Here is a 20,043-nt window from a genome sequence, read left to right on the forward strand (position 1 = left end):
CTCCGAGACTTTTATCTACCTTGCCATGATCCGTATCATGGTTAGGCGGCTGGCATAAAATCTCACCCTTCAAAACTTTTCAAACATCCTCTAAAGGTGGTACTGTCAATTTCGAGCTAATTTGTCAATTAGAACATCTCGTTTTTCAAGTTCAAGACCAAGGGATCGGTATTCCGCAAACAGAACTATCCCAATTATTTGATACGTTTCATCGGGCTAGTAATGTCGGTACAATTCCAGGCACGGGATTAGGACTTGCTATTGTCAAAAAGTCTGTAGAAGCCCATCAGGGACAAATTACGGTAGAAAGTGAAATTGGCGTAGGTACGACATTTCAAGTTACCCTACCACTTTACGAGGTTTGCCCAACTAAGGACAGTTATCAGTGAAGAGAGGGAGCAGGGAGCAGGGAGTAGGGAGCAGAGGAAGAGAGAGTCGCCAGCTGAGGGAGCAACAACCTTTAACTGTCTTCACGCAGTGTAGCGCAGCGTTTACCGTTAACCGTCAACTACCAACTACCAACTATCAATTACCACTATAAAGAATTATGTTTATTAAAGACTGTGAACTCCGTAGCTTCATATACTGAACTTAATTCCTACCTTTTGCATCTCGAACGAGGAGGTTCTCAAACGATGCACACTTATGAAGTATTGGTAGATATCAAAGAATGCTTAGAAATGACAAGTGCTAGTTGCAGAAGCGAAACAGCACGCTACGAAATCGATGCAGAATCAAAAGATAAAGTCGATCGCCTCGCTAGAGCGCAGGCTAGAAGCGACCATCCACAAGGCATTGAATACGATATTAGGGTAACGAGACTATTGAGATAGAGCGCCCTCATCTGTTGTCATCGGTCATTTGTCAATAACTAATGATGACTGTAGTACCAGCTCTTCATAAATGACTGAGGGTTGCTGTAAAAATAGAAAAACTAGGGAAGGAAGCGATCGCTTCTTTCCCTAGATCGTAAGTGAGTGGCGATCGCAAGTTGCCAATCTTTCATCACGACTCACGACTTACGACTTACTTACCATCTCCGCCACACTCTGAGCCTGATAAGCTTTTTCTAACCGCATAATCCGCTTCGCTTGCATAGAGAAAGCACTAGCATCGAGCCAGTTAGCAATCAACGCATCCGTGGAGAATAGTCCACCACCATTGACGGTGAAGAAAAGAAAGCAAACTGCATAAACAGCAGAGAGTTCTAGATAAGACAGATTTAAGCCAGCAACCAAGATGTGATGGTACATTGCTACACACATGGTTCCGAATAGACCAAAAGCAGCCGGACGGGTCAAAAAGCCAATTGCGACCAGTGGCGCGCCGATTGTTTCGGTTAATGCGGCTAAGTAGCTGAAAAAGATCGGGAAGGGTAAACCAATATACTCGACGTAAGCTTGAGAAAAGCTTTCGATATTACCCAGTTTGTCTAAGCCATTATGTATCATGACAATCCCTACGACAGCACGCAGGACAGCCCAAGCAGTCTGCGACCAGAAGTTAGGGCTAGTGTTGGGTTTGAGAATGGTAGCTAAAAAGGTGGTTGTAGACATGATGCAGATGTTGCGCTGAGTTTGTCAAAGATTTCAAAAAGTTAACAGAGGTATTAAGTAATGTAAATACTTACTTATTAATGTATCGCTTTTTTTCAGAATCGGGAACGCCATAGGGTATGCAGAATAGGTGTTCGAGACAAAATAAAGTCGTTATGAGTTCAATAAACTTTCTGTAATATGCAAAACAGCCTGCGCGATCGCGAATGCGTATAATATCCGGCAATCGATATAAAGCTATACAACTAATTTTTAACCAACATAAAGTTGAGATGACACCAGAAACTAGTAAAAGACCCATCTGGTCGATAATGATCCCAACTTATGAGCGATCGAGATATTTATCAGAAGCAATAGAGAGCGTATTAGCTCAAACATCCGAACGAGAATTAGATCGATTTCAAATAGAAGTAGTAGATAACTGTTCGACTAATAAAGCGATCGAAAGCATAGTTTCTCAATACAAAGGGAAAGTTAGTTTTTATCGCCAGCCAAAAACAGTAGATATTTATACAAATTGGAACACTTGTATAGAAAGGGCGCTAGGAATATACATACATATTTTGCATGACGACGATCTTGTTGGTGCTGGATTTTATCATCGGCTGGAAATCGCTTTTAAGACTAACCCTGAAATTGGAGCAGCTTGCTGTCGCCACCAACATATAGACGAGACAGGTCGCCGTCTAAAATATATCTCCCGCTTACATAGAAAAAAGGCAGGCATCATCCCCAACTTTATTGAAAAAATTGCCATTAGTTCTCTTTTCGATCCTCCAGCCGTGACCGTCAAAAAAGAAGTTTACGAGCATCTGGGAAAATTTAATGCTCAAATGGAGAGTTCTGCGGATCATGAAATGTGGATTAGGATAGCAGTTAATTATAAAGTTTGGTTTGAGCCACAAGTGTTGGCTTTTTATAGAGTACATAACAATACGATTACATCTACTGTTCTCTCGTCAGGATATAACTTAGTCTGTGCTAGACGTGTCATCCAAACATTCGATCGCCTGCTTCCCTCCCACCTCTGCTGGAGGCTAACCAAACAAGCATTAGAAGAATGTGGCAAGTATGGAATTAAACTTGCGTTTCGAGCGCTGAGTAAAGGAGATTTGAGAACTACGTGCAATCAAATTAGAGAAGTCTTGAGGAGTACTCATTCGCTCAAAGTTCTGAGCATCATATTATTAGTGCCGTGGCTAGCAATGCTTGCCTTTTTGTGGAGAGCGTTTAGAAAAATATTTGTCACGATCGCATAAAGTCTTGCAACAACTATAGACTAAAAATTATCTACACTCCCACACTCGGACATATTCCCTATGAAACCCGCCTGGACTCGACTGGCGATCGCTTTAAATGCAGCTTTGCTTGTCTCTGGAACGCCAGTGATGGCGATACCCCCTGCGCCAACAGAAAATAACCCCACCCAACAACCAGCGGAACCACCCACATTTGAACTAGAAACCAGTGCTTCCCGCATAACAACAATTGTCGAGCAGAGAAAAAAACTAATTGAAGCGGATCGTCTGCATCAAGCCGGACAGCACGCAGAAGCAGAAAAACTCTATCGAGAAGTCAAAGAGCCTTTTACTACCCCTATAGAAGTTAAACAGCGTCCAGAACCGATTGTTGATGCAACTCAGCTATCGCCAGCAGGAAAGGTTTATTGGCGGGAAGCAGAAGCAGGTATCGCTCAAAATCTACAAACGAGAACCTTGGTTCCCTTGCGATTATTAGTAGAAGAGTATCCCCAATTCATCCCCGGACATCTGCAACTAGCAGCAGCACTGAATCAACAAGGTCATCCTAAAGAAGCGATCGATGTTTTGGAACGCGCAACATCTCTTTATCCCAATCGACCGGAGTTAGTCAAAGCCAAAATAGAAGCTTTTGTGGCTGAAAAAAAATGGATGGAAGCCTCGATCGCCGCGCGAAGATTTGCAATTCTCAATTCCAACCAACCCAGTGCTACAGAATTTACTCAACTAGCCGACCTGCATTTAGACAACTATACGCGACATCTGCGTCGCAAGTTGCGGGGAAATGCGATCGCCAATGTGATTACTGGGGTAGCGGGATATGCCCTTACAGGTAGTCTATTGGGTCCGCTGTCGGCTTTGCAAACAGGCTCGATGCTGTTGCGGGGTGAATCATCCATCGGTAAATCGATCGCCAAAGATGCGCGAGAACAATTACCAATGGTAGAAGACAAAATAGTCATTGATTATGTGAATGAAATTGGACAAAAACTCGCTAAAGTTACAGGTCGTGACGATTTTCAATATGAGTTTTACGTCGTTTTAGATAATAATTTAAACGCTTTTGCCTTACCAGGTGGCAAGGTATTTGTGAATGCAGGAGCGATCGCCAAAACTGAATCTGAGGCAGAGTTGGCTGGATTACTGGCACACGAATTATCTCACGCCGTCCTTTCCCACGGGTTTCAGTTAGCGGCTGAAGGCAATTTACTGGCGAATGTGACTCAATATATTCCCTATGGTGGAACTGTGACAAACATTTTTGCCATGAGATACAGTCGCGATATGGAACGCCAAGCAGATGCTTTAGGGACGAGATTAATTGCAGCTAGCGGCTATGCAGCTGATGGTTTACGCGATCTGTTAGTGACGCTGAAAGAACAAGACAAAAGGGGAGAACCGCCAGCATGGTTATCTTCTCACCCCCCAACAGGCGATCGCATTCGCTATGTCGAAGAACTGATTCAACGCAATGGCTACAACCGTTATACCTACGAAGGAGTAGCGCGTCATGCCGAAATGAAAGCAAGGGTGGAAAAAATTTTAATTCAGAAGGAACTGATAACTAAGAAAAAGCATCATCGATAAATGTAAACAATCTTTCCTGCACTAGATACATCACTGACTTAAGGTAGATAGCTTAGAGGCAGCAGGGTTAAACTTGAGGATTATTTTTCATGTCTGCAAAAACTTTTAAATTGCAATTGTTAAGAGGTTTGAGTTTATCAATGGGGTTAGCCTTGCTGTTAGCACATGAAACTGCAATGGCTTTTCCCCGTCAAGGGATGATAATAGCTCAAGATAATTCTCGTTCCAGCGATCGCAATAATCGCTCGACCAACCGCGATCGCGATGTTGTCGTAGATACAGAAGGCGATACCGCGCCTACTTCTCGTCGCAATCCTGGCAGTTCAGATCCCGTTACCAGAGCGACGCGATTTAGCTGTCAGACCTTAAATGGCGAGTACACTGTAGTTTACCAGCCAGAAAGCCAGCCAGGAGAATTTTTTCAGTGGGCAAGACCATCAAATATGGGTGGTGGTTGGAATTCTCAAAGACGTTGTAACGAAATTGCTCGTCGTTTAGAATCTTACCGTCCCGATGGTTTATTAGAGATGACCACAGGGGTTGAAAATAGTTACAACACTGTTTGCGTCACGACTGAAAAAGATCCGTCCTGTCGGATTGTTTTTACCGTACCACCAGGACAAGACCCCATATCAACTCGCGATCGCGTCTTTGAAAACCTTACCGTAGCTGATAGCGGACAGCAAACTGATGCAGTCAGTACCTATCAGGGAAGACAGAGCGAAATTAGCGATCTCATTAACATGGGTCGTGAAGTTTTGGGTGGAAAAAAACGCAATAGTGCTAAGAATATTAACCTCAAACCCTTCTTAGATGCCAAGGATGGTGGTACTGGAGCAGAACTTGACGATGCCGTACAAGTCAAGCAAAATAGCTCTCATTCGCGGTTAAATCCTGGTAATTTTCGTTAGACTGTAATCAGCAATTGGTAATTGGTAATTGGTCATCGGTCATAAGTCAATAGACAAATGACTGATGACACTTTTTTGTTCATTTTATATCATCTATGTTGCACAATAATCGTATTTTTAGACAAATATTATTGCCGATCTTAGTTGGTTTGATTAGTATATTTTTGACGATTGGTTTTATCCCTAAAATTGCTTTGTCTCAACAATCAGACTCGCGCTTCAACTCATTAGAATTTGACTTGAGAAACTTAGAGGCAAGGCTCGATCGCCTAGAAAGTCAAATCGATCGCACGTCTCGCCCCAATCTTCCCAGAACGCCAAATACAGATGATCGCAGACGCGATCGCAATACCTTAACTCAGTTACAATCTTTTGATAATCTAGCAACATTAGCGATCGAAACAAAACAGCAAGTCAATCAGTTAGAAGCAAGGGTCAAAAAATTAGAAGCACGGAGATAGTGACTAGTGGCTAGTGACTAGTCACTTCCCATTTACCAATTACTACTCATAAAAATGCACTTGAAAACACGTATTCCATTATTTCTACGCATCATTTGCGGACTGTGCTTAATTGTCTTTTGTTTAGGATTTAATGTTGGTAGCGCCGCCGCAGATGTAGAAACACAATCTAACCCAATAAATACAAAAGTTTATGAATACCGTTCTCCAAGTGCAGATGGGATAGGTAAGTTTTACCTGGGTAGAGAAATTGCTAAAGTGATGGGACATACGGGAGCTTTATGGCTAGAACGTCCGAGCCGAGAACGGGAAGAACGACCAACAAAAGCGATCGCAGCTCTCGATTTAAAGCCTACGGATGTAGTGGCAGATATTGGCGCTGGTACGGGATATTTTAGTTTTCGGCTAGCGAAAGTCGTACCTCAAGGTAAAGTATTTGCTGTTGACGTTCAACCAGAAATGTTAGACATAATTGAGTTTCTCAAACAAGAAAACAAAATCACAAATGTAGAACCTGTTTTAGGTGCGATCGCTAATCCTAACTTACCTACAAATAGTATCGATTTAGCTTTGATGGTAGATGCATATCATGAATTTTCTCATCCCAACGAAATGATGAAAGAATTAGTAAAAGCTCTCAAGCCAGCCGGAAGAGTGGTACTAGTTGAATATCGACGAGAAAATCCTTTTATTCAGATCAAAACCTTACATAAAATGACCCAAAAACAAGCCCGCAAAGAAATGCAAGCGATCGGTTTACAATGGCAGACAACAAAAGATGTTTTACCATCACAACATATTATGATATTTACTAAAAGTGATGTTAATGGTTGACGGTTGACGGTTGACAGTTAACGGTTGACAGTTGACCGATTGCTGATAACTGCTAACCGATAACTGTTAACTGATAACTGATAACTGCTAACTGATAACTGCTAACCGATAACTGCTAACTGATAACTGCTAACTGATAACTGTTACTGTAAACTCCGCTTAAAACGAAAAGAACTAATTGTCATTCCTTTTCTAAAGTAAAATCGGTGAGCATCGGCACGTTGTACGCCGCTATCAAGTTGCAGCGAAACGCACCCTTGCGACTTAGCATAGTCTATTAACCAATCAATTAATGCACTACCATAACCCTGAGAACGCTCGGATGTATCGGTGATGAGATCGTCAATATAAAGTAGCTGCCCATCAATTAATGTTTCCATCAATCTGCATCCAGCTACGGCTTGAATTGAATCGTCTTTCTCGACGTAGACTAGAAAGTAACCAGATTGCTGTTGGCGTTGCACGCGATTAAGAAACTCTGATTGTGTCAAATGCGATCGCAACTGCACCATAATCGGAAAGCATCGCGATATATCGAGAGCTGAGGTAGCCAGTTTAATCTGCATAGATATTCTTTTGACTTCTGACTTGTGTACGGGCGGGTTTAATCGCAGAATTTATTGTTTCGCTGTAAGTCATGACAAAAAAACTACCCCTCAAACTTTTGTCTTCTTGACTGACTCTGCTACAGATGGTGAGAAATTTGGGAAAGATAAGTGAGAAGCAATTCCTATGTAAACAATAGTATGACTGAAAAGCAGCCTAGTTCCGTACAGCCCTCTGCTGTAACGCTGCAATCCATTGCCCAAGATATCTTAACTTTATTAGATCGTAAAGCACTACTAGAGCTACGGGCAAAGATTGACAGTTTGTTGGGGCTGTCAGTCGAACTATCTACGTCCAAGCCAACGCCGCACCCCTCAGAAGATGCGATCGCAGAGTCTCCAGAACCAGAACATTTGGCATGGCTGCAAAAAGGAGTTGTAACCTGGAACGATTGGCGCGAACAAAATCGAGAACTCGTCCCAGATTTACAAGGAGCAAATTTAAGTGGATTCAATCTCGCTTTCGTCAATTTCGCTGGCGTAAATTTGGAATATGCCAACCTTAGTGGCGCTGATATGAGAGGAGCGTTTCTCAAAGAAGCAAACATGAAGGGGGCAAATCTCTACATGGCAGACCTCATAGGGGTAAACTGTCAGCAAGCCTGTTTAGAAGCAGCTAACCTCCAGGGAGCCGACATTTACAAAGCTAATTTGAGTCATGCAAATCTACAAGAGGCAAACCTGATTCAAGCTAGCATTCGCCGCGCTACATTAGTTGGGGCAAACTTGCATCGAGCCAAACTCAAACAGGCAGACTTATTGCAAGCAAACTTAGTTCAAACGAACTTGAGTCAAGCTGACTTGCAAAAGGCAAACATGGAAGGGACAAACCTAATTGAAGCCAATCTAGAAGAAGCAAATTTGCTAGGTGCTAACCTCAACCGTGCTAATCTCTGTCGAGCGAAGTTATACAAAGCAAACATACTTCACGCCAAAATCAATGGTGTCACCCTCAAGGGCGCTGTAATGCCAGATGGTACAGTTCATGGTGGCGGGGCAGCAGTTATCAGTGACCAGTGACCAGTGACCAGTGACCAGCGATGGCGATCGATTAATTCCGAATTCCGTTCACGAAGTGTAGCGGAGCGCGTCTATTCCGCACTTCCGAATTCTCCCCACACCCTACACCCCACACCCCACACCCTTTCTTCACTGTCAACCGTCAACCGTCAACTATCTCATAGCAACCTAATCAGTTCGGCAACAGCACTAGCTTTGGCGATCGCCCCTCGGGGAGTGTGTGGTAGATCGCCGTCGAAAAGTTCGGAAATGGAACCGAGGCAAGCTTGGTGTTGTAAGTGAAATAGCAGGTGTTGCCAGTCAATCGGTAGCGGTTGCGCGGGATAAAAACGCTGCCAAGCACGCACGTAAGCACCAATTAACCAACTCCAAACCGTGCCTTGATGAGCTGCGCGATCGCGTTGATGTGGCGATCCGGCATAGTTGCCAATGTATTCAGGATCGTTAGGAGCAAGACTACGCAAGCCATAGGGAGTTAGTAGGCTGCGGGTTGCTAGTTGCAGTATTCTCTGTCCTTGAGTTTCGCTAAAAGCACAGTGGCGTAAAGATAGAGCTAAAATGGCATTAGGACGGATTTGATTGTTGAGGCGATCGTCTAGAGCAATCGCATCGTACAGATAACCAAGGGTAGGATTCCAAAACTTTTGTAGCGAGGTTTTGACCTTGTGTGCTTGCTGGGTATATCGTCGTGCCTGGTTGCTCAAACGCTCCACATTCTCCCCAGGAGTACGACTGAGTCGTTCTGCCCACAGACTTGCCCAACACAAAGCAGAGTACCACAGGGCATTGACTTCTATCGGTTTACCTTGACGCGGCGTGACCGGCTGACCGTCAATTTTTACATCCATCCAAGTCAGCGCCGCATCAGCCGCATTCCAAATGACTAACTCGTCAGCCGCATCAACTTGAATATTGTGATTCGTGCCAGTCGTAAACGCTTTATAGATTTGCTGCACGATCGGATATTGAGTTGCCAAAAAATCCCAGTCCTGACTAGCCTCTAGATAAAGACCCAAAGTTTCAATCCACCACAGCGAAACATCAACATTGTGGTATGCGGGTTCGCGATCGCCATCTGGCAAATAATTTGGCATTAAACCGCAACAGCAATATTTACCTAACGTCTCCAACAACTCTTTCGCTAAGTCATACCGTCCCGTCGAGAGTGTCAACCCTGGCAAAGCAATTAATGCATCTCTACTGAAGTCCTCCAGCCAAGGATAACCAGCAATTATCGTTGCTCCGGCTACTGACTGACGATAGACGATAAATTGTTCTCCGGCTTTGAGGAGTAATTGCGAGAGCCGGGAAGCAGGAGGCGGCGAAGCGTCGAGCCGACTGCCTTCTGCGCAGTCGGGAGTCGGGAGTTGGGAGTCGGGAGTCGTAGGGACGGGTTTAGCAAAAGATTCACGGCTTACGTCAACAAATCTTTGCTCAAAACCCGCTCGTACAGGGGAGAAAGATTCACGGCTTACGTCAATCAATCTTTGCTCAAAATCCGCCCGTACAAGGGAGTCAGAAAATTTTGACTTTTGACTTTTGATTTTTGACTTTTGACTTTCTCTTGCTTTTTCAAAATCATCGTCGCTTAACGGAGATTCTGGGAGTCCGACTTTTGCTTCTAGGGTGACGGTTGTACCTGGTTTGAGTTTAACTGTCAAATAGCCAGGACTGTACAAATCTTCGCGATCGCTCAATCCTCGTTGTGTCTCTTCTGGCAGTAAATAGTTCCAGTACCATACGCCATTTGGTTGATAGTCCCCGTGCGTCCAGTGTAAGTGCCATAACGTGCCTACACGTCCCGATTTTATCGCTTGCAAACAAACAGAACTTTTTGCAACTAATTGAGAAAATTGTAAATCTTCATCTTCCCGTTGCGAGTCGTGAAAGTTGCGATCGGCGATCGCCGGACGCAATCGCAAAATAGCTGCTTTTTGTCCCTGATATTGGTACTGAATTAAAATTCGGTGGTTGAACGATTGGTAATTGGTAACTGGTTGCTGCTCCCTGCTCCCTGCTCCCTCATCTGGCATTATCAACTGCCTCGACAGTTGCCAGTTATCCGCACCCCATACCCAGGTTGGTACTGGTTCGATCTCAAAACTTTGTAGTAGCTCGTAGCCAGTTGGTTCGACTGTGCCACCACCCCAAAAATTTGTCGATAGGGCAAAGACTTGAGCAGCAACTTCTAAACTGGCATCTAGATGTGACAGTAAAAGGGTACGCTGACTAGGAGGAGTGAGGGCAGCAATCAACCAGCCGTGATAAATTCGAGTCCGAGCATCCGCTACCGTACCGCAGGCAAAACTACCCAACCCATTTGTCAACAGCCATTCTCTTGTATCTAGATTGCCCATTGCTACTCAAAATCGTTATGACTATGATATATTTGTTACGTAACGTAAAAATCAACTGTATAGGCATTTTCTGTTGCCTCAAAAAGCTGAGAACTTGCCTATAAGCGTAAGGGTGAGTCTCAACTAGCTTTCCCTGAATTTGCCAAATAGTAGACACAACAAAGGAGAATTAGTTAATGCCACTAAGTTACGCAAGTGAAGGATGCCTCCGTGTTGGACAACTTGCTCCAGACTTCACTGCCACAGCAGTAGTAGATCAGGAATTTAAGACTATCAAACTATCTGACTATCGTGGCAAGTATGTCGTACTATTTTTCTACCCTCTAGACTTTACATTCGTTTGTCCCACTGAGATTACTGCCTTCAGCGATCGCTTCGAGGAATTCAAGGCAGTTAATACCGAAGTTCTCGGCGTTTCTGTAGATAGCGAATTCTCCCACTTAGCGTGGATTCAAACAGATCGCAAGTCAGGTGGCGTTGGCGACCTCAACTATCCTCTTGTTTCTGACATCAAGAAAGAGATTAGTGCTGCTTACAATGTCTTAGATCCAGAAGCAGGTGTTGCCCTTCGCGGTCTGTTTCTAATTGACAAGGAAGGAGTTATCCAACACGCGACAATCAATAACCTTTCCTTCGGTCGTAGTGTTGAAGAAACTCTACGGACGTTGAAAGCAATTCAGTACGTTCAAAGCCATCCAGATGAAGTTTGCCCTGCTGGTTGGCAGCCTGGGGATAAAACAATGACTCCTGACCCCACAAAATCCAAAGTTTACTTCGCTTCCGTGTAGTCATAACGATGTAGAGACGTTCCGTGGAACGTCTCTATAGTTGTCATATCCCTTTTTCATCACTACAATAATCGACGGCGAAAGGCTGCTGCTTGCAGTGGATCGTGAATTGCGGTAGCTAATATTTCGATTAATTCCGATCGCGAAATTTGCGGTTGAGATTTAATTGTATTTTCGATCAAGAAAGTCGCAATAGGACCGATCGCCGCAGATAGAGCTTGCTCGCATTGATGGATAAAATCTTCTGACAAAGTTTCGTGTTGCCAATTTGTAGCACAAGATGACGATCGCGTTTGCGGTTGCGATCCTGGGATTTGTTGTAATAAGGAGATCGATTGTTGACGCAATTGATTTTGTTGCTGCGGTGATAATATCGGCAGCAAATTTTCTACCCAGTTCTGCGGTTGAGAATTTGGAGTTGCCACCTGAGATAGTAAGGTAGGAGCAATTGGTCCTACCAGTTCCCGCAAGATTTTTTCTAACTGAGCGTATTGCTGTGAAAAATATTCTTTCACAGGTATTGGTGATGGTGCGGGTGCAGGAGGTGGAGGACTGACAGCTGCAAGCGGCTGCACTTTGGGTACAACTGAGTGGCTGACAGCAGGTTTTTCAATCTGTGGCGGTTTTAGTGGCGATGGTGGGACGAATTTTGTCGCTGTCAACGTCGTTGGAGGAAAAATGTCGATCTCCCCAGCAGTGTCTGACAACCATAGCTGTAATGGCATTCCCATCCGTTCTAACTTTTGCTGTAATTCATCCATCCATGCTGTGACTGACAAAGGTGAGGATGGTTCCTTTGCTGCCAACGTTTCCAACAAAGTATGAGTGAATTGTTCTGGTGTGCGCTCCGAGGGTGCAGCAGCGATAATACACTGTTTTCCACCACTGAGCTGTAATTCTTCGATCCATTCTTGCAGTGTTGCTGGCGATCGCTCCGTACCCAGAAAATCGAGAAGAATAATTTGTCGTGCTGTCGCACTACGGCGTAACTCTTGTTGCAACCAAGAACGACTTAACCGCAGGCTGTCACCCATAATGAGCCAAGCTTCCCCATCTTCAATCGCCTCCATTCTCCCGCGCAAGTATAACAGAACTGTTTCTGGTTCTTGAGAGGAAACAGGCGATCGCAAACAGCCTTGAATCGCATATCTGGCATCCGTCCAGGCTTTACCTGACTGGGGAAAATATTCTAGGGCAAAATTTCCGGCTGTTTGTAAAGCTCGACTGAAAGCATAAACGGCATTACTATCGGCAAAACCATCGCATACAAGAGCGCGGCGGCTGTGTTTGACTGGTTGTGGGATGCGCTCGTCTACCTTTAATCCTAAAACGAGTTCTCCTACCCCTTCCACAATTCGCTTCGGGGTCTGTAAAGGGTATTCTGGGTGTAAATCTAATTCTCCTCGGCTGCGCTTTTGCTGATTCATCAGGCGCAGTTGGTGATTTAACCGATCTATATATTGAATAGTTTGGTGATAAACGTATTTATACAGCCCATCCGCATCAATCACACCTTGAGTGTCGGCGGCTTCCCCCCTCAACCCTTGCATCAGGTAGTAAGTAAATAACCCATGCTTCAGCTCGGGAAATTCCCAAGACCTTTGCTTGCGATCGCAGGATAATAAGGCATAAAAGCCCCGACTTTGAGTTGCTCGTTGCCTCAATACCTCCATCAATTGTTGTGCTGGGTTCAGTTCTGGTTGTTCTACCGTCACTTCACCTTTAGCTCCCCGCAAAGTGAGATCCCCACTATGACAAGCATCGAGCCATATCATTTGGCGATGAACTTGACTCTTCTGCAATAGCTCTAGTACATCTGGCAATTTCAAACCTGTTTGCAGTAGGTTATCTTTCGATGTATCTGCCAAACATAAAACGACTTGCCCCGTCTCCCGATCTAAAACTCCATGACCGGAAAAGTAAAGCAAAATTGTATCTTGAGGTTGAGCCACTGCGACAATTTGTTCTAAACTCTGCCGCACTGCCTCTAGTGTGGGTGGATGAGTAGCGAAATCGTGATGCGCGATCGGTTCCTTGCGTGGAAATCCTTGAGTTGCTTCTGCCAGCGCTTCTGTCAATCCTTGGCAATCAGAGGCAGAATAACTCAGCGACGGTAGCCGAGCGTCTTGATATTGATTCACTCCCACCAGCAGACTCCACAGCTTGGCTTCCCCTGTTTCCAAGGCATGAGTAGAGCGGCTAGTACTGACACTTAATGGACACATCTTTGGAGCTAAGCTAAGGATAGGGACTGGAGACTAAGGGAAGAAGTATTTATAAGTCTTCCCACTGACTAAATAATTGATAACTTAATATTGGTATAGCTACACCTAAAATGATTCCTTTCTCGGAAATTATTAAGTTGTATTAAGGAATCGAAAATATATCAAATCAGGTTAAGTTAACGCGATCGCGCATAGCTTGCCTCCTATTTTATCTATCAGCTCTCATGCAAATCTTTATGCTGACGCTCAATGCCCCGATCGCTAATTTTTCTGTAGATGCCATCTCGTAGGAAGCGAGCTAGATTCGGAGCCATCTAATTCTATGATAGGGCGATCGCGTTTTTTTTGCAGTCCTCCACTTCCGACTTACGACTTAGTTTAACTCTTGGTAAAATTAAGTGCGGAGATGGCAAGCATAGGGAGCGTGGATGCTTACACTGGGAGTAAATATCGATCATATTGCGACAATTCGACAAGCTCGACGCACGGTAGAGCCAGACCCCGTAGCAGCGGCAGTGCTAGCAGAATTAGCGGGAGCTGACGGGATTACCGTTCACCTGCGCGAAGATCGGCGACACATTCAAGAGCGGGATGTGAGAATATTGCGGCAGACAGTCCGCACGCACCTGAATTTGGAAATGGCAGCGACAGCAGAAATGGTGGCGATCGCTCTAGATGTAAAGCCAGATTACGTTACCCTAGTCCCCGAACGGCGAGAAGAGGTGACAACAGAAGGGGGATTAGATATAGCAGGACAACTCGATCGCATGAGCGAGGTAGTAGATAAGCTCCAAACAGCAAATATTCCCGTGAGTTTGTTTATCGATGCCGAAGATGCACAAATTCAAGCATCTGTCAAGACTAAAGCCGAATTTATCGAACTGCATACGGGACGCTATGCTGAGGCAAAATCAGCAGCTAGCCGCCAAGCAGAACTGCAAGTGTTAGCCAAAGGTTGCGAACAAGCGATCGCCTCTGGATTGCGAGTTAACGCCGGACACGGTTTAACCTATTGGAATGTTTACCCAATTGCCTGTATTCCTGGCATGGAAGAACTCAACATCGGTCATACAATTATTAGTCGAGCGGCTTTAGTTGGTATGGAACGAGCCGTGCGCGAGATGAAACAGGCTATTAGGGGAGTCGGGAATCGGGAGTAGGGAGTCGGGAAAGTCAAAAGTCACAAAAGTCAAAAATTGCCTCTTTTCAACTACCAACTACCAACTACCAATTACCAATTACCAATTACCAATTACCATCAAAACAATGAAAACCTACTACTACGTTTTAGCTAGCCAACGCTTTTTAATTGAAGAAGAACCAATTGAAGAAGTTTTGAAAGAACGGACTCGCGACTACTTAGAAAAGCAAAAAGAAATTGATTTTTGGTTAGTGAAACAACCTGCCTTTTTAGAAGCCCCCGAAATGCAGGAAATTAAAACCAAATGCCCACAACCAGCAGCAGCAATTATTTCTACTAACTCCCAGTTTATTACTTGGCTGAAACTGCGATTAGAGTTTGTCATCACCGGGCAATTTCAAGCTCCCTCTGAGACTATTCCCGATCCTCTAGCTTCATTAACAACGGTGTAATCAGTTATCAGTTATCAGTTATCAGTTATCAGTTATCAGTGAGCAATTATCAGTTATCAGTTATCAGTTAGTTAGACAGATAGTGATAACTCTATTAATAACTGGTTACTGTATGAATAACTGGTTGTTGCCGATTATTAACTGGCTACTGGTCACTGATAACTGACAACTGATTAGCCTCCGGCTGCTAGTACTGGGTAGGTAGGTGTGAATAACAAAGTATTGGCGAACCAAGCAATGCATACGCCCAACATAGAACCAACAATGACTTGGAAAGGCGTATGTCCCAATAATTCTTTTAAACGGTCTTCATTCAGTTCAGGGTGTTCGCTGAATAACTCGTCCATCATTTGATTGAGGATGCGGGCTTGTTTGCCTGCGGCTTGACGTACACCAGCAGCATCATACATGACAATGATGGCAAAAATAGTCGCGATCGCAAACTCAGGACTATCCCAACCTGCTGTTTGACCGACACCTGTGGCTAAAGCTGTTACTAATGCAGAATGGGCGCTAGGCATACCACCAGTAGTTAACAAAACGCGAAAATCTAATTTATGGTTTTTGAGTAATTCAACCGCCAGTTTTGCTGCTTGAGCAATTAGACAAGCTATGACAGCAACCAGCAGTACGCTGTTATTGAGAATGTCGCCAATGTCCTGCATGAGGTTTGATTAAAAAAATGGGGGTGAAGGTTGATAGTTGTTGGTTGACGGTAAACGCTGCGCTACACTCCGTGAAGACGGTTAACTGGTCCCTGATAACTGATAACTGATAACTGATAACTGTCAGTTTTTGCGGTTGGTGATGAAGTCGGCTAGAGCAATGAGTGGTTGTGCTTTCTCGCCAAATGGAGTTAGTTCTTCCTTTGCCGTAGCAATTAATTCTTGTGCTTGGCGGCGAGATTCTTCTATACCCCAGAGGCTAGGATATGTGACTTTTTGTGCTTGTAAATCTTTGCCAGCAGTCTTACCTAATTCCTCTGCTGTCGCCGTGACATCTAAAATATCGTCGATGATTTGAAAGGCAAGTCCGATATTTTGAGCATAGCGCGACAGCCGTTGCAAATCCGATTCTTCCAACCCTGCCAAAACACCTCCGCTGACGACACAAGCTTCTAGTAGTGCAGCAGTTTTATGGGTATGAATGAAGTGCAAAGTGTCTGCGGTCACGTCTGACTTGCCTTCCGACTCCAAATCTACGACTTGACCGCCAACTAACCCCGCCGCGCCAACCGCATGACCCAACTGGGCGATCGCTCGTAGTACGCGCTCTGGTGGTACATTTTTAGTCTGGGTAGCAATATACTCAAAGGCATAAGCCAACAGACCATCTCCAGCCAGAATCGCAATATCATCACCATAAACCTTGTGATTTGTCAGTCGTCCACGTCGGTAATCGTCGTTATCCATAGCTGGCAAGTCATCATGAATCAATGACATCGTATGGATCATTTCTAAGGCACAAGCCGTAGGCATTGCCATTTCTACCGTGCCTCCTGCCATTTCGCAAGTAGCCAAGCAGAGAATCGGACGTAACCGCTTTCCTCCTGCTAGAAGCGAATAGCGCATTGCCTCGTAGATTTTTTCTGGATAAGTGACGGTAATCGAACTCTCCAGCGCCGCTTCAACTTCTACTTGGCGTTGTTTCAAGTAAGCTGAGAGGTCAAATGGGGCTTCATTATGAGGCATCTGAAGGTTATCCGCTGTTACCATGCCTTGTTTCCTTTAGCTGCTGTCGTCTCCGTAACAATTTTACGAGAAATTGGCAGTTGTCAGTTGACAGTTATCAGTTGACAGTTATCAGTAGGAGTCAGGAGTCAGGAGTCAGAAGAAAAGAAAGTCGTTTTGACTTTTGACTTTTAACTTTTGACTTTTTTGTCTCCATTACCCATTAACCTTTTGAGAATAGCTCCAAACTGTATTGTGCAGTAGCATGGCGACTGTCATAGGACCAACACCACCTGGGACTGGGGTTAGTAATTCGGCGACGGCTTGCACCGATTCAAAGTCTACGTCTCCAACAAGGCGGCTGTTACCTTCGTAGTCGATAATGCGGTTAATTCCCACGTCTATGACCACAGCATCGGGTTTGACCATTTGAGCAGTAATCATGTTAGGACGACCCACAGCAGCAATGAGGATATCTGCTGTTTGAGTGATGGCTGCAAGGTTGTGCGACCGCGAGTGGGCGATCGTGACTGTTGCATCAGCTTCTAGTAACATCAAGGCTAGAGGCTTTCCAACTAAAATACTCCGTCCCACGACTACAGCTTGCTTGCCCTGCAAAGAAATTTGATATTCCTGTAGCATTCGCATCACTCCTGCTGGGGTGCAACTGCGTAAACCCGATTCTCCCCTGACTAACCGTCCCATATTCACTGGATGTAAGCCATCTGCATCTTTGTTTGGGTCTATTTGATTCAGTAAAGCGACAGAATCTAAATGGTTGGGTAATGGTAGTTGAACGAGAATCCCATCGACTCTTTCATCTTGGTTTAAATCTTGAATCGCCTGTGCAACTTCTGCTTGGGTCGCATCGGCAGGAAAATTCTTCCCAAAAGAAGCAATTCCTACTTTAGTACAAGCCCGCTCTTTATTGCGCACGTAGGCAGCACTAGCAGGATTATCCCCCACCATAAGTACTGCTAGTCCTGGGGTTCTTCCGATTTGCGGTTGTAGCGCCTGAATCTGTGTTGTTAACTCCGTCTGAATTTTTTGAGCTAAAGCTTTGCCATCTAGTATCTTCGCTGTTTTTACGTTCATCGCCGTTAGGGGAACTTTTTTAAAATGGTTTTGTCAAAAGGCAGTTATAACTGTTTTTGACTTATATAGTTTAAGCAATCAGTTATCAGTTGACAGTTATCAGTTATCAGTGGCTAGTGGCTAGTGACTAGAATTGTTCCCTTCTCCCCCTTGTCCTCCTTGTCCTCCTTGTCTTCCTTGTCTCCCTTGTCTTTCTCCAGCCACTAGCCACAAGTCACTAGTCACTTTATTGTTTCCCTTGTCCCTTTTTATGAATTTCTTTCGCATTGCAATTTACTCATTACTCGTCGTGGGGCTACTTGGTTGTGGTAGATTACCCCAGTATGCAATGAATGGTATTGGCTTGATGGGTGCGACTGCTTTTAAGGTTGGCGAACTCAAGCCAGAAACAGGTAATGGAACTACCGTTCACCTCCAAGGTAAAGTCGTACAACAAGTACCTTTGGCAGGTTGGCGGATGTATCAACTGCAAGACTCCACAGGGAAAATTTGGGTGCTGACCAAAAGAACGAATGTGCGGCTGCAAACACCTGTCTCCATTGAAGGTAAGGTATATTTTCAGAGTATCCCGATCGCGGGACAAGATTTTGGGGAAATCTATGTAGAGGAACAGCAGGTACAAACTCCCACTCGTTAGGTTAATTCTTACAAAATTATGACTCATCAACCCGTTCGCGTGGCGATCGCTATCCTCTACCGCGACGATAAATTTCTCTTTCAACTGCGCGACGACATCCCCAATATTGTCTATCCCGCACACTGGGGGTTTTTTGGCGGACATATCGACCCAGGCGAAACGCCACATGAGGCTGTAATTCGAGAATTACAGGAAGAAATTACTTATTTTCCCCCTTCTATATCTGAAGTCGGCTGTTACTCCGATCCTAAAGTAGAGCGTCATGTTTTCCACGCGCCACTCACAGTAGATTTAGACCAACTCGTATTAAAGGAAGGTTGGGATATGGCTTTATTAACTCCCGAACAAATTCAACACGGGAGTTGTTATTCAGCCAAAGCCGATCGCATTTTACCTTTAGTCCCTGCGGCAAGACAAATTATTTTAGACTTTTTAGAAGTGGGGACGCTCGCAAAATAAATGAACCTAGTGTAGAGATGTGGTAACTGCATTTCTCCAATAGTTAACTCTTATTTGTAAAAAATACTCCGACGACAACTAGAAGACCACCCAAGACTAAACTAACAGTAATCGGTTCGTGCAATAATAAAGCGGCAAATGCGATCGCGGATACGGGAACTAAATTAATAAAAATTGAGGCTTTGGCAGCACCAATTGCCACAACTCCTTCATAATACCAACTAAAACCAATTGCCGAACCCAAAACCCCTAGATATAGAATTCCTAGCCAAGCAGAAAGAGGAAACTGCATGAAATTTTGAACTATTCCCTCAAATAAGGCTGGAATTAACAGCGCGATCGCTCCTACTATACAAGCATACGTAGTAGCAGCTAAGGGAGAAAGCGATCGCATAACTGATTTACCAATTAGAGTATAAGCTACCCAACTGATTACGCAGCCAAAAATAAAAATTTCTCCCCAACCTATACCACCTTTAAATATATTTACAACTTGACCTTTACTAATGACAATTGCTGCACCCGTTAGCGAAGTCGTAATTCCTATTAATTTGAGACTGTTAAATTTTTCCCTGAAAAATAGAGCAGCACCAAGTGCGATAAAAGTAGGGTTGAGTGCCACAATTAAAGCAGCGCGGCTAGCAGGGACAATTTGCAATCCTAGAAAAAAGAATGCGTTATAACTAAAAACCCCTGTCAAGCCTAATAAAATTACTGGAATAACTTGATTTCTTGTAAGTTTATATAAGTGTCTTTCAATCTTTTGCGTCAAGATTAACAAACAAATTGAAGCAACTGCAAAGCGAAAAAAAGCGGCTGTAAACGGTTCCATAGTTTGCACGACTATTCTACCAGCCACAAAAGTGCCACCCCAAATAATTGCGGTTAAAACTAATTTTATGTAAGTTATCATCAAACAATCTCCTATCGCAGCTAAGGAAATGCCAATTTTAGTTCATTTGACTTCTCACAAAAATATTTCTAGA

22 protein-coding genes are annotated in these 20,043 nt (G+C 44.2%); 14 read left to right on the forward strand and 8 right to left on the reverse strand.

All coding sequences use genetic code 11. The features are described 5' to 3' along the window. Window positions 1–59 precede the first annotated feature (59 nt). From QH73_RS06835 to QH73_RS06845, 3 genes are all read left to right on the forward strand, one after another. Window positions 60–389, forward strand: a complete 330-nt coding sequence (locus QH73_RS06835; protein WP_132866779.1) for a sensor histidine kinase — start codon at window positions 60–62, stop codon at window positions 387–389. Then, entirely contained in the window at window positions 386–541 is a 156-nt protein-coding gene (locus QH73_RS06840) for a hypothetical protein (RefSeq protein ID WP_165587627.1), read from the forward strand. Before QH73_RS06835 ends, QH73_RS06840 begins: the two co-directional genes overlap by 4 nt. A gap of 94 nt (window positions 542–635) precedes the next feature. After that, a complete protein-coding gene (locus QH73_RS06845; RefSeq protein ID WP_015153447.1) occupies window positions 636–833 on the forward strand; it encodes a hypothetical protein in 198 nt (65 codons plus the stop codon). Window positions 834–1,019: 186 nt separating this feature from the next. Here the strand turns inward: QH73_RS06845 and QH73_RS06850 are convergent, their stop codons facing one another. Next, on the reverse strand, window positions 1,020–1,556 hold the full coding sequence (locus tag QH73_RS06850) for a DoxX family protein (RefSeq protein WP_039715726.1): 537 nt from the start codon (window positions 1,554–1,556) through the stop codon (window positions 1,020–1,022). Between the two features lie 311 nt (window positions 1,557–1,867). On the opposite strand from QH73_RS06850, the gene QH73_RS06855 reads away from it, so the two are divergent. The 5 genes from QH73_RS06855 to QH73_RS06875 all read left to right on the forward strand — a co-directional run bounded on the left by QH73_RS06855 (window position 1,868) and on the right by QH73_RS06875 (window position 6,608). Next, on the forward strand, window positions 1,868–2,815 hold the full coding sequence (locus QH73_RS06855; protein ID WP_236146894.1) for a glycosyltransferase: 948 nt from the start codon (window positions 1,868–1,870) through the stop codon (window positions 2,813–2,815). Between the two features lie 60 nt (window positions 2,816–2,875). Next, entirely contained in the window at window positions 2,876–4,402 is a 1,527-nt protein-coding gene (locus QH73_RS06860) for a M48 family metalloprotease (protein ID WP_039715727.1), read from the forward strand. An 89-nt stretch (window positions 4,403–4,491) separates the two neighbouring features. After that, the gene (locus QH73_RS06865) at window positions 4,492–5,313 is read left to right on the forward strand and encodes a COP23 domain-containing protein (protein ID WP_039715728.1); all 822 of its coding nucleotides are present in this window, start codon (window positions 4,492–4,494) and stop codon (window positions 5,311–5,313) included. Window positions 5,314–5,408: 95 nt separating this feature from the next. Further along, on the forward strand, window positions 5,409–5,774 hold the full coding sequence (locus tag QH73_RS06870; RefSeq protein ID WP_063777338.1) for a hypothetical protein: 366 nt from the start codon (window positions 5,409–5,411) through the stop codon (window positions 5,772–5,774). Between the two features lie 54 nt (window positions 5,775–5,828). Beyond that, window positions 5,829–6,608, forward strand: coding sequence for a class I SAM-dependent methyltransferase (locus QH73_RS06875; protein ID WP_039715729.1), 780 nt, complete (start codon window positions 5,829–5,831; stop codon window positions 6,606–6,608). Between the two features lie 143 nt (window positions 6,609–6,751). On the opposite strand, the gene QH73_RS06880 is transcribed toward QH73_RS06875, so the two are convergent. After that, window positions 6,752–7,174, reverse strand: coding sequence for a GNAT family N-acetyltransferase (locus tag QH73_RS06880; protein ID WP_039715730.1), 423 nt, complete (start codon window positions 7,172–7,174; stop codon window positions 6,752–6,754). 180 nt (window positions 7,175–7,354) lie between these two features. On the opposite strand from QH73_RS06880, the gene QH73_RS06885 reads away from it, so the two are divergent. Beyond that, a complete protein-coding gene (locus QH73_RS06885) occupies window positions 7,355–8,233 on the forward strand; it encodes a pentapeptide repeat-containing protein (protein ID WP_201277966.1) in 879 nt (292 codons plus the stop codon). A 158-nt stretch (window positions 8,234–8,391) separates the two neighbouring features. Here the strand turns inward: QH73_RS06885 and QH73_RS06890 are convergent, their stop codons facing one another. Then, entirely contained in the window at window positions 8,392–10,590 is a 2,199-nt protein-coding gene (locus tag QH73_RS06890; protein ID WP_039715731.1) for an amylo-alpha-1,6-glucosidase, read from the reverse strand. 176 nt (window positions 10,591–10,766) lie between these two features. Here QH73_RS06890 and QH73_RS06895 point away from each other — a divergent pair, with 176 nt between their 5' ends. Further along, window positions 10,767–11,378, forward strand: a complete 612-nt coding sequence (locus tag QH73_RS06895) for a peroxiredoxin (protein WP_039715732.1) — start codon at window positions 10,767–10,769, stop codon at window positions 11,376–11,378. 62 nt (window positions 11,379–11,440) lie between these two features. Here the strand turns inward: QH73_RS06895 and QH73_RS06900 are convergent, their stop codons facing one another. Further along, window positions 11,441–13,603 (reverse strand): caspase family protein, encoded by a 2,163-nt coding sequence (locus QH73_RS06900; RefSeq protein WP_039715733.1) that lies wholly within the window; start codon window positions 13,601–13,603, stop codon window positions 11,441–11,443. Window positions 13,604–14,031: 428 nt separating this feature from the next. On the opposite strand from QH73_RS06900, the gene QH73_RS06905 reads away from it, so the two are divergent. Further along, window positions 14,032–14,763, forward strand: a complete 732-nt coding sequence (locus tag QH73_RS06905) for a pyridoxine 5'-phosphate synthase (RefSeq protein ID WP_039715734.1) — start codon at window positions 14,032–14,034, stop codon at window positions 14,761–14,763. Between the two features lie 106 nt (window positions 14,764–14,869). Then, entirely contained in the window at window positions 14,870–15,196 is a 327-nt protein-coding gene (locus tag QH73_RS06910; RefSeq protein WP_039715735.1) for an MgPME-cyclase complex family protein, read from the forward strand. A gap of 173 nt (window positions 15,197–15,369) precedes the next feature. On the opposite strand, the gene QH73_RS06915 is transcribed toward QH73_RS06910, so the two are convergent. From QH73_RS06915 to folD, 3 genes are all read right to left on the reverse strand, one after another. Next, on the reverse strand, window positions 15,370–15,861 hold the full coding sequence (locus QH73_RS06915; RefSeq protein ID WP_039715736.1) for a divergent PAP2 family protein: 492 nt from the start codon (window positions 15,859–15,861) through the stop codon (window positions 15,370–15,372). 123 nt (window positions 15,862–15,984) lie between these two features. Continuing rightward, window positions 15,985–16,911: a geranylgeranyl diphosphate synthase CrtE gene (gene crtE, locus QH73_RS06920; RefSeq protein WP_039715737.1), complete on the reverse strand. Its 927-nt coding sequence runs from the start codon at window positions 16,909–16,911 to the stop codon at window positions 15,985–15,987. 171 nt (window positions 16,912–17,082) lie between these two features. Beyond that, window positions 17,083–17,961, reverse strand: a complete 879-nt coding sequence (gene folD, locus QH73_RS06925) for a bifunctional methylenetetrahydrofolate dehydrogenase/methenyltetrahydrofolate cyclohydrolase FolD (RefSeq protein ID WP_039715738.1) — start codon at window positions 17,959–17,961, stop codon at window positions 17,083–17,085. A 250-nt stretch (window positions 17,962–18,211) separates the two neighbouring features. On the opposite strand from folD, the gene QH73_RS06930 reads away from it, so the two are divergent. Together QH73_RS06930 and QH73_RS06935 are read left to right on the forward strand one after the other, a co-directional pair. Next, window positions 18,212–18,598, forward strand: a complete 387-nt coding sequence (locus QH73_RS06930; RefSeq protein WP_063777339.1) for a hypothetical protein — start codon at window positions 18,212–18,214, stop codon at window positions 18,596–18,598. 18 nt (window positions 18,599–18,616) lie between these two features. After that, window positions 18,617–19,057, forward strand: a complete 441-nt coding sequence (locus QH73_RS06935) for an NUDIX hydrolase (RefSeq protein WP_039715740.1) — start codon at window positions 18,617–18,619, stop codon at window positions 19,055–19,057. A gap of 43 nt (window positions 19,058–19,100) precedes the next feature. Here QH73_RS06935 and QH73_RS06940 read toward each other — a convergent pair whose 3' ends face one another. Continuing rightward, the gene (locus tag QH73_RS06940) at window positions 19,101–19,970 is read right to left on the reverse strand and encodes a DMT family transporter (RefSeq protein WP_039715741.1); all 870 of its coding nucleotides are present in this window, start codon (window positions 19,968–19,970) and stop codon (window positions 19,101–19,103) included. Between the last annotated feature and the right edge of the window lie 73 nt (window positions 19,971–20,043).

The organism is Scytonema millei VB511283 (assembly GCF_000817735.3).
GTDB lineage: Bacteria > Cyanobacteriota > Cyanobacteriia > Cyanobacteriales > Chroococcidiopsidaceae > Chroococcidiopsis > Chroococcidiopsis millei_B.